Raw genomic sequence first — 13,821 nt, forward strand, 5'->3', positions numbered from 1 at the left:
AAAATATAAACGATTTTTTATTTTGTTTGAATTATAACAAACGAAGTGAATAAATGTCTATTTTTACTTTTGAATATTCTTAATTTTTAGAGGGTATTTTATTTAGATAACTTGATGGATATGGCGAGACCCCACATCCATCAAGTTAAGAAAAAGAAACACCCCAAAAAACAAAAAAATGAGATGACTTCTCAAAGTAACTAACTGTAGAGAAAGAAAAATTTCATTTAGTGGGTACTTCAAAACCTTAGCTTAATGGCGATGGGTTCACCATATCAAAACAAGAAAATTGTGCGTATAGACATATTTTTCAACCGCTTCCTGTACGTTAAGGGAATCGTTATTTTTTTACAGTTTTTTTATTATGAAATTCAAAATAACTAATTATAATAGGTGAAAAAATAATCAATAGTTGGGTTACGGAAAGGATTCGAATTTACATTCTTTCTCAATACATATTATGGATAAATAAAGTAAAATATGGGTTAGGGTTATGTCTCATGTTGTGTTAATACTAACAATAACTAAGGGTACATAATATGCTTTCATACCTTTGAATAATTTTGTTATAGGAGGGATGGAGATTTAAATGGCTCAAATTGTTGGTATTGATAAATACCTTTGTACTGGGGCTTTAATCTATATGCATGAGGGTCTTTCCCTAAGTCTTGTCAGGAAGTAAGGAACAGTAAGCAAACACTTATACAATATGAATAGAGGAGAGGAATGCCTTATGAAAATATGTAGTCAAATTACATGTGCAAGTCTGGCCCTTTTAATAGCTGGAAGTTCCCTGTTATATACAACACCAACCTCAATTATAAAAGCAGAGCCCACTCAAAATGTATCTAGTTCGTTACAAACAAATACTCAACGAGATCGTACTTCCGTCAAGCAAGCAATGCGGGATACATTGCAACTTGGATACCCGGGGATACTTGCTAAAACTTCTGAGGGTGGAAAAACGTGGGGGTATGCCGCTGGAATAGCGGATCTGAGAACCAAGAAACCAATGAAAACAGATTTTCGCTTTCGCATTGGGAGTGTGACGAAGACGTTCACCGCAACAGTTGTACTTCAATTAGCTGGAGAGAATCGCCTGAATCTAGACGACTACATCGAAGACTGGTTGCCTGGTGTCATTCAAGGGAATGGATATGATGGTAACAAGATTACTATCCGACATATATTGAACCATACAAGTGGTATCGCTGAATATTCAAGGTCAAAAGACGCTGATTTTACGGATACAAAAAAATCGTATACGGCTGAAGAGTTAGTGAAGATGGGGGTTTCTTTCCCTCCAGACTTTGCTCCAGGAGAGGGCTGGTCTTATTCAAACACAGGATACGTATTACTGGGCATTCTTATTGAAAAAGTAACCAGAAACAGCTATGCGGAAGAGATTGAAAATCGGATTATTGAACCACTTGAATTGTCGAATACATTCCTACCAGGCAATTCAAGTGTTATTCCAGGCACTAACCATGCCCGTGGATATGTCCAACCAGACGGAGCAAGTGAGCTAAAAGACGTTACTTATTATAACCCAAGTGCAGGTAGCTCTGCTGGAGATATGATTTCTACTGCTGACGACTTAAACAAATTCTTCTCTTACTTGCTCGGTGGCAAATTACTGAAGGAACAGCAACTAAAACAAATGCTTACTACAGTTCCTACAGGAAAAGAAGGAATGGATGGATATGGTCTTGGAATCTATAAAACTAAGCTTCCAAGCGGTGTCTCGATATGGGGACACACAGGTGGCATTCTAGGGTTTACTACCTTTGCTGGAGGTAAACTTGGAGGCAAGCATACGTTGGTCGTCAATTGGAATAGTTTGGGTAGAACTGACAGTCCTAATCCTTTTAAAAAAATTTTACTTGCTGAATTTAGCAAGTAGGAAAAAAGGAGAAATTTATCGTAATTTTCATAGTTAAAAATATACTTTTCTGGTTCAAAAGCCCCAACTTATTTTCAAGAAAAATTTGGGGCTTTTTTTGTTTTGGTGGCATTTATTCTTAAGTTGATGGATGTGTGGTGCTACCCCAAAATAAAAAGATTAGGAGTGAATCCTAATCTTTTTATTTATACATATTTTTGTTATGAATATCACTATCAATTCCAAAACGGGATATTTTGAATAAATGAAACCGTCAAAATAAGTGTTGATACGGAACCAGCAGTTACTAAAGTTACTATTTTTCGTCCATTCTGTTCTTTTGAAGGTTTTATAAGTTCTGTAATTAACACAATCCATATTATGATAGAGATTATTGAAATAATATTTATAGACATATGTAACACATCCCTTCTTGTTTTCACATAAATATTTCTTCTTTTATAAAATAAAAGCAATTTAACAAGAAAATATGTAACGCATTACAAATCAATATTTTCCTGTTAAACCACCTTTTTTAAATAGAAATACGACTGATAAAACGATAACAACAGCCTTCAAACTTCCCCAATATGGATAAATAGCATGATCTGTTAGACTAGCATATTGAAAAATATTCTCTAAACCGAAAATTCCTATCATGACTGCTAAAATGAATGAAGCTGATCCATACGTCCCGTTATGATAGAGGGTAAATAAATAGACTGCGAAAATTAGTGGTAAGATGATTTGTAGTACGATTATCATAGTTCGTCCCCCATATTATTTATAATTATATTATATACAAAATTGTAATAAAAAGGAATACGACTTATTTGATACTAACAGAACTACTCTAATCATATTCTTCTATAAAAAGAAGAAAAAGGGGTGTACAGTTAATTGACAAAAGTTAAAGTTAGTTTACGACCCATTGTTCATAATATAAATTTACCAACCGTATTGAAAACAACAATACTTCCAGGCGAATCGACCGAAAGACTATTTATCGCAACCCAATTAGGAGAGATTTTTTACATAGGGAATGGAGTTATAAAGATATTTTTAGATATTCGTCACCTAATTATTAAATTAGGTATATTTGAAGAAGGTGTTTCTAGTAGCGGTTATGATGAACGCGGATTGCTAGGACTTGCGTTCCATCCACAATTTTATCAAAATAGGTTATTTTATCTACATTATTCAGTAGCCGGAACTCAAGGGCCAGGTGCACTTTCTGAACAATTTAAACCTAATCCTTGTGACCCTAAAACATTAAATTTAAAGTGGGTTAATAGAAATACGCAATATGATCACATTGATACTGTGGAAGAATGGACTTTACAACCTAATGGTCAAGCTCAAAAGCGACGAACATTACTGAATGTAAGAAGACCATTTTTTAATCATAACGGAGTCAATAGTTTAAACTTTTCACCTGAGACTGGAAAACTTGTTTTTACAAATGGAGATGGCGGATCAGGTTATGATCCATTTAACTTAAGCCAAGATGATTTAGAAATAGCAGGTAAAATAATTGAAATCGATGTAAGTAAAAATACATTTATAAATAACCCTCCTGTAGTTACACGCTTCGATGAACTTCCTTTATCTATACAAGAAACACTTACAGTAATTGCAAAAGGAGTACGTAATATAACCGGCATTTCATTTCAAAGGTTTTATAATCAATATATCAAATACGCCGGAAATGTCGGACAAGATGTTGTAGAGTCTATTTTTTCATTTGTTCAATATAAACCTATACCGGTTACAGAACTTGTTCAAATGCATTTTATGAGGTTAACTCCCAAACAAGATGGGTTTATCAATTTTGGGTGGCGAGGATGGGAAGGGGATTTACCTACTTCTTTTATACGACATTGTTCCGAAAATCAGACTTTGGATGAGAGAACAATGGTTTATTATGATGAAACAATACAAACTTCAGTGAAGCGTATTCTGCCTCTACTTAGTTATTTTCATAAAGATTCTAGAACAGATAAGTTTGGAGGAACTTCACTTACAGGAGTTCAGCCATATATGGGAAATGCAATTCCAAATTTAACAGGTAGCGTTGTTTTTACTGACCTTGCTAAGAAAGAAGATTCTCGACCGCCAGTTAAGGGTGTTTTAGCTTATACTAGAGCAGGTACAGACGGTAAACATGCTGAGTTTCATGCTATTGAAACCAATTATGATTTTGGTACGCAAGCAGCTTATTATATGAGTTTAGGAACAAATTTGAATCAAACTAAATTATATTTAGGAGTTTACGGTTCTATGAAAGTAACTGATTTTAATAAAGGTACCATTTTTGAAATTATTCCTTGATACGATACAAATTATCAGTCTAAAAATATAATATCAGGAATTCATTCTGTTCCCAAAACGCACGACTTAACTTATCCCCCTAAAAATCTTCAATGTATGAGCATCTATTAACTTGCAGAAAGTAACTCATAAACCGTATGTGTACGAATAATATAGAAAGTAATGAATGAGGTGTCTTTAGGGGGGATTTTAATGAATCGGTTTGTACGTTATTGGTATCAACTGATGATAGAGCATGATATAAGCTTTGTTCATAAAAGAAAATTGTCCCTTGCGAATAAGTTAGTACTTACAGCTTTGATGAGTGCATTAGCCACCATGTTTCAAGCAGCGGGTAACTTAGTTCCTGGTATAGGTTTGCTCATTAGTCCATTTTCGACATTACCGATTTTTTTTGCTATTTTCTATTCTATTCTATTCGTGAGGGAATACTTTCTTATATTCTTACTATTTTTCTATTATTTATTATTGAGCCAAGTGAACTAATTATCTTTCCTTTTACTACAGGCTTATTAGGTCTAGCCTTAGGACTAGCCTTTTTAAAATTTAAGAGGAGAATTTGGATAGTTTCTTTTTCAGCAACGTGTCTACTTATAGGGATTATGATCGTTCTCGATGTTTTCCGTTTTCCGGTACTTGGTCCTACTGTTCATACAACTATGGACATAAAAATTATTTTATTAATATTTATACTGAGCTTTCTATATTGCTGGATTTATGCAGGTTTTTGCAGAATAATGATGAATAGATTATGTAAAGTGTTGTATTGACAATGGCATAATGAAGATTGGAGAATGTATTCATGACTAACGTTGCAGTTAGAAGACCGAATTTGAATGATGTAGATGAACTATATTTATTTTTCCGTATCGTTATTACGAATACATACAAAAATGAAGGATTATCACAACTATTGGATGACATAGAAAATGAAATTAACATGAAAAAGCAATATTTGAAAACAGATTTTGATAGTAATGGAGAAAAACGTTACTTTTTATTAGCAATTGATACAAATAACAATAAAATCATTGGAACAATTGAAGTTGGTCCAGCAAGTACATTGATTAATAGTTGTACAGGTGGTGTACTTAAGAATTTGTATGAAATAGGAACTGTATTTATACTTCCAGAGTATCAAAGAAAGGGTATCGGGAGTTTACTGCTACATACAATGTTTCTTACGTTACTTAGCAGAGGAATAACAGAATTCTGTTTAGATAGTGGATACAGAAAAGCGCAAAGTATATGGACAAAGAAGTTTGGAGAGCCTAGTTATGTACTGAAAGATTATTGGGGAGAATCAAGTGATCATATGATTTGGAAGAAGAGTTTACATGATACACCTATAATATTTGAATTATAAAATGAAATATACCTATGAACGTAGCTTTTCTTACATATGTATGCTATTATTTATCTTTATAATAAAAGAGGACGTGAATGAACTTGATTAAAATTAGTATCCCTGAAGTTGATGTTACAATTACTGAACGTAAACAAGTTATTAAAGGAGACGAGCCAATCATTACTCCAATTAATGGATTTATTGATTTCCACTTGTTCCCTAGAGATAAAGGCGGCATTTTTATGTTTTACAATATTAATGACGAACTACTTTTCGTAGGTAAAGCTCGTAAAATTAGACAACGTATTAAGAAGCATTTTGAAGATAATGTTTCACCAATTAAAAATCACCGTGATGAAGTATACCGCATTGATGCATGTATCGTAGAAGATCCAACAGAAAGAGAAATTTACGAAACATATATCATTAATGAATACAAAGCGAAATATAACGTTGATAAAGTATTCTACAAATAATCAACATTAATAAAAAACAATCCTAGCTAATATTCCAGGATTGTTTTTTATTTAGATTTATTCTTCATATCTTTCTCCTTTTTTCAAATGATTAGCCACAATAAAACAGAATATCCCTATAAATATAAGTACAATACCAAGCGTTTTATGTTTTCCCTCAAAGAAAGGAATATCTGAAATAACATTTGTCATACATAGTCCTAAAAATACAAGGATAGGGCCCATCCAAAGTAATACATTACCGAATTTTGTGTGCTTCCACATAATAACCCTCCTTAATTCTCTTTACATATATATCCATAAAAGAAAAGTAAATTCATAGAGAAATATAGTTTTTTTCATATCGAAAATTTAACCCTCATATATTGGTACAAGCAAAAGAGAAAGGAGACCATCATGAATTGGTTAGAAGCTTTCATATTAGGTATAATTCAAGGTTTAACAGAATTTTTACCAATCAGTAGTACCGGACATCTTTATTTAGGAAGGCATTTATTTCAATTAGATGAAGCAGGCTTATTTTTAGATACGATGTTGCATATTGGGACTTTACTTGCAGTGTTTATTTATTACAAAAAAGAATTTATATATTTAATTAAAAACCCATTTTCAAAGCTCATGTTATTACTTATTGTTGGGACGATACCTGCAGTTGTTATTGGTTTATTGTTTAAAGACTTCTTTGAAGATATTTCAAAAACAGGAATCACGATCGGTTGGGAGTTTTTAGTGACTGGATTCTTTCTCTACATGGCAGATAAACAAAAAAATGGTCGTAAAAAAATGGATGACATAACATATAAAGACGCACTAATTATCGGGTCATTTCAAGCGGCTGCTATTTTTCCAGCCATTTCTCGTTCTGGAATGACAATTGTCGCTGCATTATGGAGAAAATTAGACCGTGAAACTGCTGCTTACTTTTCTTTTTTACTTTCGACACCAGCCATTGTTGGAGCTATCATTTTGCAATTTGTAGACGTTTTTCAAGGGAAAGCAGAATCTATTTCTAGTACATCTTTAATTGTCGGAACGTTATCAGCAGCGTTTTTTGGATACATAGCCGTTTCATGGATGATTCAATATTTAAAACGTCACTCCTTAAAAGTATTCGCGTATTACGTATGGGGATTAGGTATTTTAATTTTAACTTTGCAATTTACTGATGTATTTTAAGTATAATGATAAAGAAGTTAATTAGTTTAAGATCCTGTTTCATTCATACAAGGCAGGATCTCTTTTTATTAAGGGGGAAAATATGTTTAATAAGGCTATCGTTATTGGTGGAAGTATGGCAGGAAAGTTTGCAGCAAAAGCATTATCAACTTTTTTTAAAGAAGTAATCATTTTAGAAGTCGGTGAAAAATGGGATGGAAAAGCTTCAAGAAAAAGAGTTCCACAAAGTAATCATCCTCACGTGTTATTAAAAGGTGGAGAAAAAGCAATTGAAGAATTGTTTCCTACTATTACGAATGAATTAATAGAAGCGGGTAGTATTATAAACAACTTTACACGTGATTTGAAATGGCATCAATTCGGTCTATGGAAACAACCGTTCATAGGGGAAGTACATATGATTCAACAAAGTCGTCCTTTACTAGAATGGCATATTCAAAAACGAATACATCAAATTTCAAATATTACTATTAAATATGAAACATTGGTTAAAGGGTTATTGGTAGATGAAAAGCTTAACAAAGTGTGTGGAGTAAAAGTTAAATATTTAGAGACAGACATACAAGAAGAAGTTCATGCAGATCTTGTAGTTGATGCGAGTGGATTTGGCTCAAAAAGTATAGAGTGGTTACGAGAATACGAAATTGAAGTACAAGAAGAGAAAGTTCGTATTGATTTATTTTATGCAACGAAAATGTTCAAACTTAAAGAAAATGAGGAGTTAGACTGTTGCAATGTGCTAATGTCTCCGAGTTTCCCTGATAACCCTTATGGCGTTCTTATTCAAACGATAGAAGATAATCGTTATTTTGTTACTTTCAGTGGATACGCAAACGAGAAAGCACCACAAACAGATGATGAGTTTTATGATTTTGCTGAAAACCTATCAATTTCTAATGTTACAGACTTCCTAAACAAGGCTGAGGGAATTACTGATATAAAGACATACAAAATTCCCTATCAAGTACGCCGGCGATTTGATTTAGTGAATAATGTACCAGAAGGCTTATTAGTTGTTGGAGATGCGCAATGTCGTTTTGATCCCGTTTTCGGCCAAGGCGTATCAGTTGCTGCTATGGAGGCTCACCAGTTGCAATTACTTCTGCAAGGTAGAAAACAACTTGATAAAACATTTACACAACAATTTTATAAAAAGGCAGCTAATATAATAGAAACCCCATGGGATATGACAACAACGGAAATATCACGTCATCCGCAACTAAAGAGAGAATTAACTACAAAACAAAAATTTCAGCTATGGTATACGAAACAAATATATCGACTATCCGCAAGTAATTCTGATGTTTATATTCGGTTAGTACGAGTGATGAATTTAATTCGTAGTCCATTTCATCTTTTTCATCCGAAAGTGCTACTATCTGTATTACTTAATCGAAAGTAATAGCAGGAATATAATTGATTAAAAAAGAATGTATAACAGTTAGTAAATCTAGAAGGAGAATACGGGATGGAAATATACATAGAGCAACTAAAGAAACAAGATGCTAAGGATTTATTTACGTTTGAACTTACGAATAAATCTTTTTTTGAAACAATGGTACCAAATCGTGGCTCAAAATATTTTGAATTTGAATATTTCCAAAAACTACTAGACGATTTATTAATAGAACAAGCAGATGGAGATTCTTATTTTTATTTAATTCGTAATGAAGAAAAAGAAATTGTAGGGCGAATTAATTTAGTAGATATAGATACGGAAACTCGAATTAGTTCTCTAGGGTATCGGGTCGGAGAAAAATTTACTAAAAAAGGAGTTGCTACAGCAGCCGTAAAATTAATTTTAGATGTAGCGAAAAATAATGAAATTACTGAAGTTCATGCTAAAACAACTACTAATAATCTCGCATCACAAATTGTACTAGAAAAAAGCGGATTTTCTTCTTATCAAAACGAATCAGATATAACATCTGTAGAATTAAATGGAGAACATGTGAAGTTTGTACACTATATTTGGAGAAATACTTCGCGCTTATAATAAGGAGGACTTATTCATGAATGATTTACGTTATCCAATTGGCCAATTTACATACAAACGTCCTATAACTGAAGAAATGATTGATACATGGATTCAAGAAATTGAAGATTTACCTCATGAACTAACAAAGGCAATTAAAGATTTAGATCAGAAGCAGTTAGATACACCATATCGCGTTGGAGGGTGGACTGTCCGTCAAGTTGTTCATCACGTTGTTGATAGCCATATGAATAGCTACATACGCTTTAAATTAGCACTGACAGAAAAGAATCCAACTATTAAGCCGTATAAAGAAGAGAAGTGGGCAGAGTTACCCGATTCAAAATTACCGGTAGATGTTTCACTAGTAATGCTAGATTCATTACATAAAAGATGGGTTAACCTTTTATATTCTCTAGAAATTGAAGATTTAGAAAAGACATTTAACCATCCTGAAACTGGTGAAACAAAACTTGCTGTTGCAATAGGACTATACGCATGGCATGGTCGTCATCATACCGCTCATATTACCTCGTTAAGAAAGCGACTTAATTGGTAACATGGAGATTACATTAGAGAAGGCGACAGAAAGTGATGCAGAAGTTATATTTCAAATGCAAATAGACTCATTTAGCCCTTTATTACATAAATATAAAGACTATGAAACAAATCCAGCAAATGAAACTATCGAAAAAACTATTTGTAGAATAAATCATGTAGACGGTGGCTTCTATAAAATAATAGTGGCAATGAATCTTGTTGGAGCGATATGCATTTCACAAAAAGAAACACCCTCTAAATTTTGGATCAGTCCAATGTTTATTCACCCGAGTTATCAAGGAAAAGGAATTGCCCAAAAGGTACTTACATTAATTGAGGAAATGTTTCCTGAAGCAACGAGCTGGGAACTTGCTACTATTTTAGAAGAAGAGAAAAATTGTTTTTTGTATGAAAAGATGGAGTATAAAAGAACAGAAGTTATAAAGAAATTAAATGATGAAACTACACTTATTTATTACAAAAAAGAAAGGTAAAGCATATAAAATACGCTTTACCTTTTTATATTATTTTAGATTAAATATACAAAAATAATGTATGTTCTTCCAAAATACTCGGGTTAGTAATTTTAAAAATGAATAAAAATACAAAAACCACTACTTGGCCGTAAAGGTTACTAACGCTTTTTGAATGCTTAAAATACTATCGTCACCTTTAAATTCTTTCGTAATTGGATCCTCCATACTAGACACCCAAATTTTAAGTTCTGCATCTAAATCAAAATGCCCAGCCGTTTCGATGCTATATTGTGTAATACTTTTATAAGGAATAGAATGGTATTCTGTTTTTTTGCCAGTTACTCCTTGTTTATCTACTAAAATAAGACGACGATTTGTAAATACGATTAGATCACGAATTAATTTATAAGCATGCTCTACTTTTTCATCGTCTAGCATAATCTTCTCTAAATCACGTTCTACACTTTCAGAACTCGTATTTGATGCATTTCCTAAAATACCGCTAAATAAACCCATATTAAATTCCTCCTTTAATATATGTGGAATGAATTACTTATATTGTAACATGTTACTCACAAAGATATTATGACATTACTTTAGTAGTTTCTGGTTATTGTTGTAATTAGTTTATATAACCTCATCTTAAAATCTTATGCTAATATGAAATTAAGAAAAAAGAAGCAGAGGGATATAGCATGAAGAATATTGGTTTAGTATTAGAGGGTGGAGGAATGAAAGGTTTATATACTGCAGGTGTACTCGAATATTTCATGGAAAAGAACTTATTCTTTCCGTATGTAGTCGGCGTATCAGCTGGAGCCTGTATGGGAGCAACCTATTTGTCACGTCAAAAAGGTAGAAATAAGAAAGTAAATACAGAGCTAGTATCAGATTACAGGTATATATCTTATCGAAACTTAATTCGAAAACGTGAATTATTCGGAATGGATTTTTTATTTGATGAAGTACCTAATAAAATTGTACCATTTGATTTTCAAACTTTCTTAAACTGTAATGAACAGTTTGTTATAGGGACGACTGATTGCGAATCAGGACAAGCCATTTATTATAATAAAGCAGAACACGGAAATGATATTTTAAAAATCATTCGTGCATCTAGCTCTGTGCCGTTTATAGCACCTGCTGTAGAATATAATAATCGAAAATTATTAGATGGAGGGATTATAGACCCTATACCAGTTTTGAAAGCCCAAAAGGATGGTTATGGAAAGAACGTTGTCATTATGACAAAGCCAGAAGGATATGAGAAGCAGCGAAATAAATTTTCAGGCCTGGCTAAAATTTTATATAGAAAATATCCGAAAATCGCAGAGAATTTAGTAGACCATTATCGTTTTTATAATGAGACGATATCTTATATGAATCGAGAAGAACAAAAAGATAATTTTTATGTAATTCAACCAAGTGTACAGCTTCCTATAAGCGGAATAGAAAGAAATAAGGAAAAGCTCGTTAATCTATATAATCTTGGGTATATCGATGCTCAATATCATTATGAAAACTTATTAAATTGGATAGAGAAATAAAGGAGGAGAAAGTTGAAGTTAGGAAAATAAATTATTTTTAAGGAATTGCAGAAAATGCATATTCCACTTCATAAACCGTTTCCTTATCGTGTTACAGCAAAATTGCAGCGAGACTTAAAAAGTAAATTTACCGAAGATGACTGTATAAACGCTGATTTTAATCATTATTGGATGTATACAGCAGCTACTTTAAATTCTGTACTAAATGGAAACGAACAGAACATTACGTTTCAACAAATAAAGTGGTTAAGAAAATCGTTTTTCGAGTGGTTTCCGCAATATCGTTTTCTAGAAACAGAAATTGTGAATTATCCCATTTTGTATAGAGATTTCATAAGTTATGAGAAGACCAGGAAGCTATTACTTTATTACCTTACTGAATAAAAGCGAAAACGTACAGGTTACATTACTTGTACGTTTTTTTGTTCATAAAACATTCAATATTAACAACTAGTTTATATAGGAATTCTAATGAGAAGAAAGAAGAACATATAATAGAATGATGCAGGGGAGGAGAGAGGAATAGCTGTTTTACTTTAAGTTATTGTCCAACTCGAATACAGTTAGTTATTTATGTTAAAATATTTCGAGTGAAATCAAGCTTTTAAGGATTTCATTAAACATTAAACAAAACAAGTTAGCAACGTAGAAGGGATAACATTAACATGAAAAACGTATCAAATATAGATAAAGTAGAATCAATAAAATCTTTACAGTCAACAATTAGTAAACTTGAAAATGCCTTATCACAGATGACTCAAAAAGGATCAAATACTACTTTAGTGAAAAAAAGACTCAAAGCAGCTAGTATCGGCTTAGCTATGTTAGAAAGTGTTTGGAAGCAAGAAACTCATCATTATACTCAGGAAGATTTAGCAGAAGCTCGTAATGTTCTAATTGGTTTGCTTCCATCAATTGAAAAGATTTACGTTAAGTCAAAGCTTGGGAGTCCTCAAAGAACGCTTTTAGAAAGAAGAATAAAATCATTAGAACTTTCTATTCAGGCAATTGATTATTTTTCTAATAAATAACTTCGCTAAACAAATAACTTACGACTACTTTTATATAGGGATTCTAATGAAAAAAACTACATATAGAATACTACAAAGGATGAAGAGAGGTGACTACAATAATCAGTCCTAAGTTAGAGAAGCTTAAAAATCAATTAAAGAATGGAAACGAAAAAGCTCTTTATACTTTTTTGCATGAAATAAAGTCAAATCACACGCCACTAATAGAACAATGCCCTGCAGATAATCAGTATAAGCTTATAACGTATATATGGTTAGGGGATTAAAACACTGAAAACGTTTATGTATTCGGTAGTTTTCCTGGTTGGGATTTGTCTGTAAATCAATTACAACGATTGTTACAGACAGATATTTGGTATGTAACGTTTAGGACGGATAAGAGTTTTATTTCAACGTACTATTCTTCAAGAACTTCTCATTGTATTTGATGGGAATTCATTCATTAATGACCTTTCAATCACAAAAACACTTAATTATTTAATTTACGAAAAAGAAATCCCATCGTGTATTGCTGTTGCTATAGATCCTGTCGATCGATTAGAAGAGCTAACTTATAACGATAAAATGAATGCATTTTTAACGAAGGAATTACTTCCGTGGATTCAAGCTAAGTATCACGTTTATCAAGAAAAGAATCATACAACAATTGCTGGTTTCAGTCTTGGTGGCTTAGCAGCTTTTTATGCAGCACTTCAAAATCCACATATTTTCGGAAATGTGTTGTCACTGTCTGGATCCGTACATTGGAAAAAGGATAATTATGAAAATACAATTCCTTGGATTGAAAATCAAATTTCATTAATATATTCTAATGCGACTCATCTACATTCTTACATAGCAGTAGGTGAACTCGAAAACGAACCTCTTTTAACGGCTAATAGACGGCTATATAAAGCTTTAGAAGAAATGAAACGCCAAAACCACTTACGAAGAGTTTCAAGGCGGACATGATAGCGTATGGTGGCGAGAAAAGCTATTCGATGGATTAAGGGCATTAGAATTTACAAAAACGACATTAGAAAATAAAAAGGAGAGAGAA

Annotated in this window: 16 protein-coding genes and 2 pseudogenes; 14 read left to right on the forward strand and 4 right to left on the reverse strand. The window is 32.5% G+C overall.

From position 1 onward, the window contains the following. Positions 1-733: 733 nt before the first annotated feature. The gene (locus DN400_RS16745) at positions 734-1,903 is read left to right on the forward strand and encodes a serine hydrolase domain-containing protein (protein ID WP_016512714.1); all 1,170 of its coding nucleotides are present in this window, start codon (positions 734-736) and stop codon (positions 1,901-1,903) included. Between the two features lie 215 nt (positions 1,904-2,118). Here the strand turns inward: DN400_RS16745 and DN400_RS16750 are convergent, their stop codons facing one another. Together DN400_RS16750 and DN400_RS16755 are read right to left on the reverse strand one after the other, a co-directional pair. After that, positions 2,119-2,298: a hypothetical protein gene (locus tag DN400_RS16750; protein ID WP_000026312.1), complete on the reverse strand. Its 180-nt coding sequence runs from the start codon at positions 2,296-2,298 to the stop codon at positions 2,119-2,121. 91 nt (positions 2,299-2,389) lie between these two features. Next, on the reverse strand, positions 2,390-2,647 hold the full coding sequence (locus tag DN400_RS16755) for a hypothetical protein (RefSeq protein ID WP_000587696.1): 258 nt from the start codon (positions 2,645-2,647) through the stop codon (positions 2,390-2,392). 135 nt (positions 2,648-2,782) lie between these two features. Between DN400_RS16755 and DN400_RS16760 the strand changes: the two genes are divergently transcribed. The 4 genes and pseudogenes from DN400_RS16760 to DN400_RS16775 all read left to right on the forward strand — a co-directional run bounded on the left by DN400_RS16760 (position 2,783) and on the right by DN400_RS16775 (position 6,037). Continuing rightward, positions 2,783-4,213: a PQQ-dependent sugar dehydrogenase gene (locus DN400_RS16760; protein ID WP_098256174.1), complete on the forward strand. Its 1,431-nt coding sequence runs from the start codon at positions 2,783-2,785 to the stop codon at positions 4,211-4,213. Positions 4,214-4,405: 192 nt separating this feature from the next. Next, positions 4,406-4,983: pseudogene (locus tag DN400_RS16765) on the forward strand (hypothetical protein). Between the two features lie 32 nt (positions 4,984-5,015). Beyond that, on the forward strand, positions 5,016-5,579 hold the full coding sequence (locus DN400_RS16770) for a GNAT family N-acetyltransferase (protein ID WP_098256175.1): 564 nt from the start codon (positions 5,016-5,018) through the stop codon (positions 5,577-5,579). A gap of 77 nt (positions 5,580-5,656) precedes the next feature. After that, positions 5,657-6,037: a nucleotide excision repair endonuclease gene (locus tag DN400_RS16775; protein WP_001048947.1), complete on the forward strand. Its 381-nt coding sequence runs from the start codon at positions 5,657-5,659 to the stop codon at positions 6,035-6,037. Between the two features lie 57 nt (positions 6,038-6,094). Here DN400_RS16775 and DN400_RS16780 read toward each other — a convergent pair whose 3' ends face one another. Continuing rightward, entirely contained in the window at positions 6,095-6,301 is a 207-nt protein-coding gene (locus DN400_RS16780) for a hypothetical protein (RefSeq protein WP_000265470.1), read from the reverse strand. A 132-nt stretch (positions 6,302-6,433) separates the two neighbouring features. Between DN400_RS16780 and DN400_RS16785 the strand changes: the two genes are divergently transcribed. From DN400_RS16785 to DN400_RS16805, 5 genes are all read left to right on the forward strand, one after another. Further along, entirely contained in the window at positions 6,434-7,213 is a 780-nt protein-coding gene (locus DN400_RS16785; protein WP_001104274.1) for an undecaprenyl-diphosphate phosphatase, read from the forward strand. Between the two features lie 82 nt (positions 7,214-7,295). Then, positions 7,296-8,615, forward strand: a complete 1,320-nt coding sequence (locus DN400_RS16790) for an FAD-dependent monooxygenase (RefSeq protein WP_016512717.1) — start codon at positions 7,296-7,298, stop codon at positions 8,613-8,615. A 66-nt stretch (positions 8,616-8,681) separates the two neighbouring features. Further along, entirely contained in the window at positions 8,682-9,209 is a 528-nt protein-coding gene (locus tag DN400_RS16795) for a GNAT family N-acetyltransferase (protein ID WP_000409243.1), read from the forward strand. A 16-nt stretch (positions 9,210-9,225) separates the two neighbouring features. Then, on the forward strand, positions 9,226-9,747 hold the full coding sequence (locus DN400_RS16800; protein ID WP_000999062.1) for a YfiT family bacillithiol transferase: 522 nt from the start codon (positions 9,226-9,228) through the stop codon (positions 9,745-9,747). A gap of 1 nt (position 9,748) precedes the next feature. Further along, a complete protein-coding gene (locus DN400_RS16805; RefSeq protein ID WP_000406643.1) occupies positions 9,749-10,222 on the forward strand; it encodes a GNAT family N-acetyltransferase in 474 nt (157 codons plus the stop codon). 120 nt (positions 10,223-10,342) lie between these two features. Here the strand turns inward: DN400_RS16805 and DN400_RS16810 are convergent, their stop codons facing one another. After that, the gene (locus DN400_RS16810) at positions 10,343-10,720 is read right to left on the reverse strand and encodes a PH domain-containing protein (protein WP_043938415.1); all 378 of its coding nucleotides are present in this window, start codon (positions 10,718-10,720) and stop codon (positions 10,343-10,345) included. 179 nt (positions 10,721-10,899) lie between these two features. Between DN400_RS16810 and DN400_RS16815 the strand changes: the two genes are divergently transcribed. The 4 genes and pseudogenes from DN400_RS16815 to DN400_RS29900 form a co-directional block, all read left to right on the forward strand. After that, on the forward strand, positions 10,900-11,751 hold the full coding sequence (locus tag DN400_RS16815) for a patatin-like phospholipase family protein (RefSeq protein ID WP_098256176.1): 852 nt from the start codon (positions 10,900-10,902) through the stop codon (positions 11,749-11,751). Between the two features lie 30 nt (positions 11,752-11,781). Beyond that, positions 11,782-12,135, forward strand: coding sequence for a YxiJ-like family protein (locus tag DN400_RS16820; protein WP_255290416.1), 354 nt, complete (start codon positions 11,782-11,784; stop codon positions 12,133-12,135). A gap of 281 nt (positions 12,136-12,416) precedes the next feature. Continuing rightward, positions 12,417-12,782, forward strand: a complete 366-nt coding sequence (locus DN400_RS16825; RefSeq protein WP_000800305.1) for a hypothetical protein — start codon at positions 12,417-12,419, stop codon at positions 12,780-12,782. Positions 12,783-12,871: 89 nt separating this feature from the next. Beyond that, positions 12,872-13,800, forward strand: a pseudogene (locus DN400_RS29900) (alpha/beta hydrolase); the annotation flags it as partial. Positions 13,801-13,821 lie beyond the last annotated feature (21 nt).

This window comes from Bacillus sp. AR8-1 (assembly GCF_008042345.1).
In the GTDB taxonomy this organism is placed as follows: domain Bacteria; phylum Bacillota; class Bacilli; order Bacillales; family Bacillaceae_G; genus Bacillus_A; species Bacillus_A cereus.

What these genes read in the sequence shown, in the direction of transcription:
- DN400_RS16745 (WP_016512714.1), top strand. Translation starts at nt 734, where the DNA reads ATGAAAATATGTAGTCAAATTACATGTGCAAGTCTGGCCCTTTTAATA.
- DN400_RS16750 (WP_000026312.1), bottom strand. Translation starts at nt 2,298, where the DNA reads ATGTCTATAAATATTATTTCAATAATCTCTATCATAATATGGATTGTG.
- DN400_RS16755 (WP_000587696.1), bottom strand. Translation starts at nt 2,647, where the DNA reads ATGATAATCGTACTACAAATCATCTTACCACTAATTTTCGCAGTCTAT.
- DN400_RS16770 (WP_098256175.1), top strand. Translation starts at nt 5,016, where the DNA reads ATGACTAACGTTGCAGTTAGAAGACCGAATTTGAATGATGTAGATGAA.
- DN400_RS16775 (WP_001048947.1), top strand. Translation starts at nt 5,657, where the DNA reads ATGAACTTGATTAAAATTAGTATCCCTGAAGTTGATGTTACAATTACT.
- DN400_RS16780 (WP_000265470.1), bottom strand. Translation starts at nt 6,301, where the DNA reads ATGTGGAAGCACACAAAATTCGGTAATGTATTACTTTGGATGGGCCCT.
- DN400_RS16785 (WP_001104274.1), top strand. Translation starts at nt 6,434, where the DNA reads ATGAATTGGTTAGAAGCTTTCATATTAGGTATAATTCAAGGTTTAACA.
- DN400_RS16790 (WP_016512717.1), top strand. Translation starts at nt 7,296, where the DNA reads ATGTTTAATAAGGCTATCGTTATTGGTGGAAGTATGGCAGGAAAGTTT.
- DN400_RS16795 (WP_000409243.1), top strand. Translation starts at nt 8,682, where the DNA reads ATGGAAATATACATAGAGCAACTAAAGAAACAAGATGCTAAGGATTTA.
- DN400_RS16800 (WP_000999062.1), top strand. Translation starts at nt 9,226, where the DNA reads ATGAATGATTTACGTTATCCAATTGGCCAATTTACATACAAACGTCCT.
- DN400_RS16805 (WP_000406643.1), top strand. Translation starts at nt 9,749, where the DNA reads ATGGAGATTACATTAGAGAAGGCGACAGAAAGTGATGCAGAAGTTATA.
- DN400_RS16810 (WP_043938415.1), bottom strand. Translation starts at nt 10,720, where the DNA reads ATGGGTTTATTTAGCGGTATTTTAGGAAATGCATCAAATACGAGTTCT.
- DN400_RS16815 (WP_098256176.1), top strand. Translation starts at nt 10,900, where the DNA reads ATGAAGAATATTGGTTTAGTATTAGAGGGTGGAGGAATGAAAGGTTTA.
- DN400_RS16825 (WP_000800305.1), top strand. Translation starts at nt 12,417, where the DNA reads ATGAAAAACGTATCAAATATAGATAAAGTAGAATCAATAAAATCTTTA.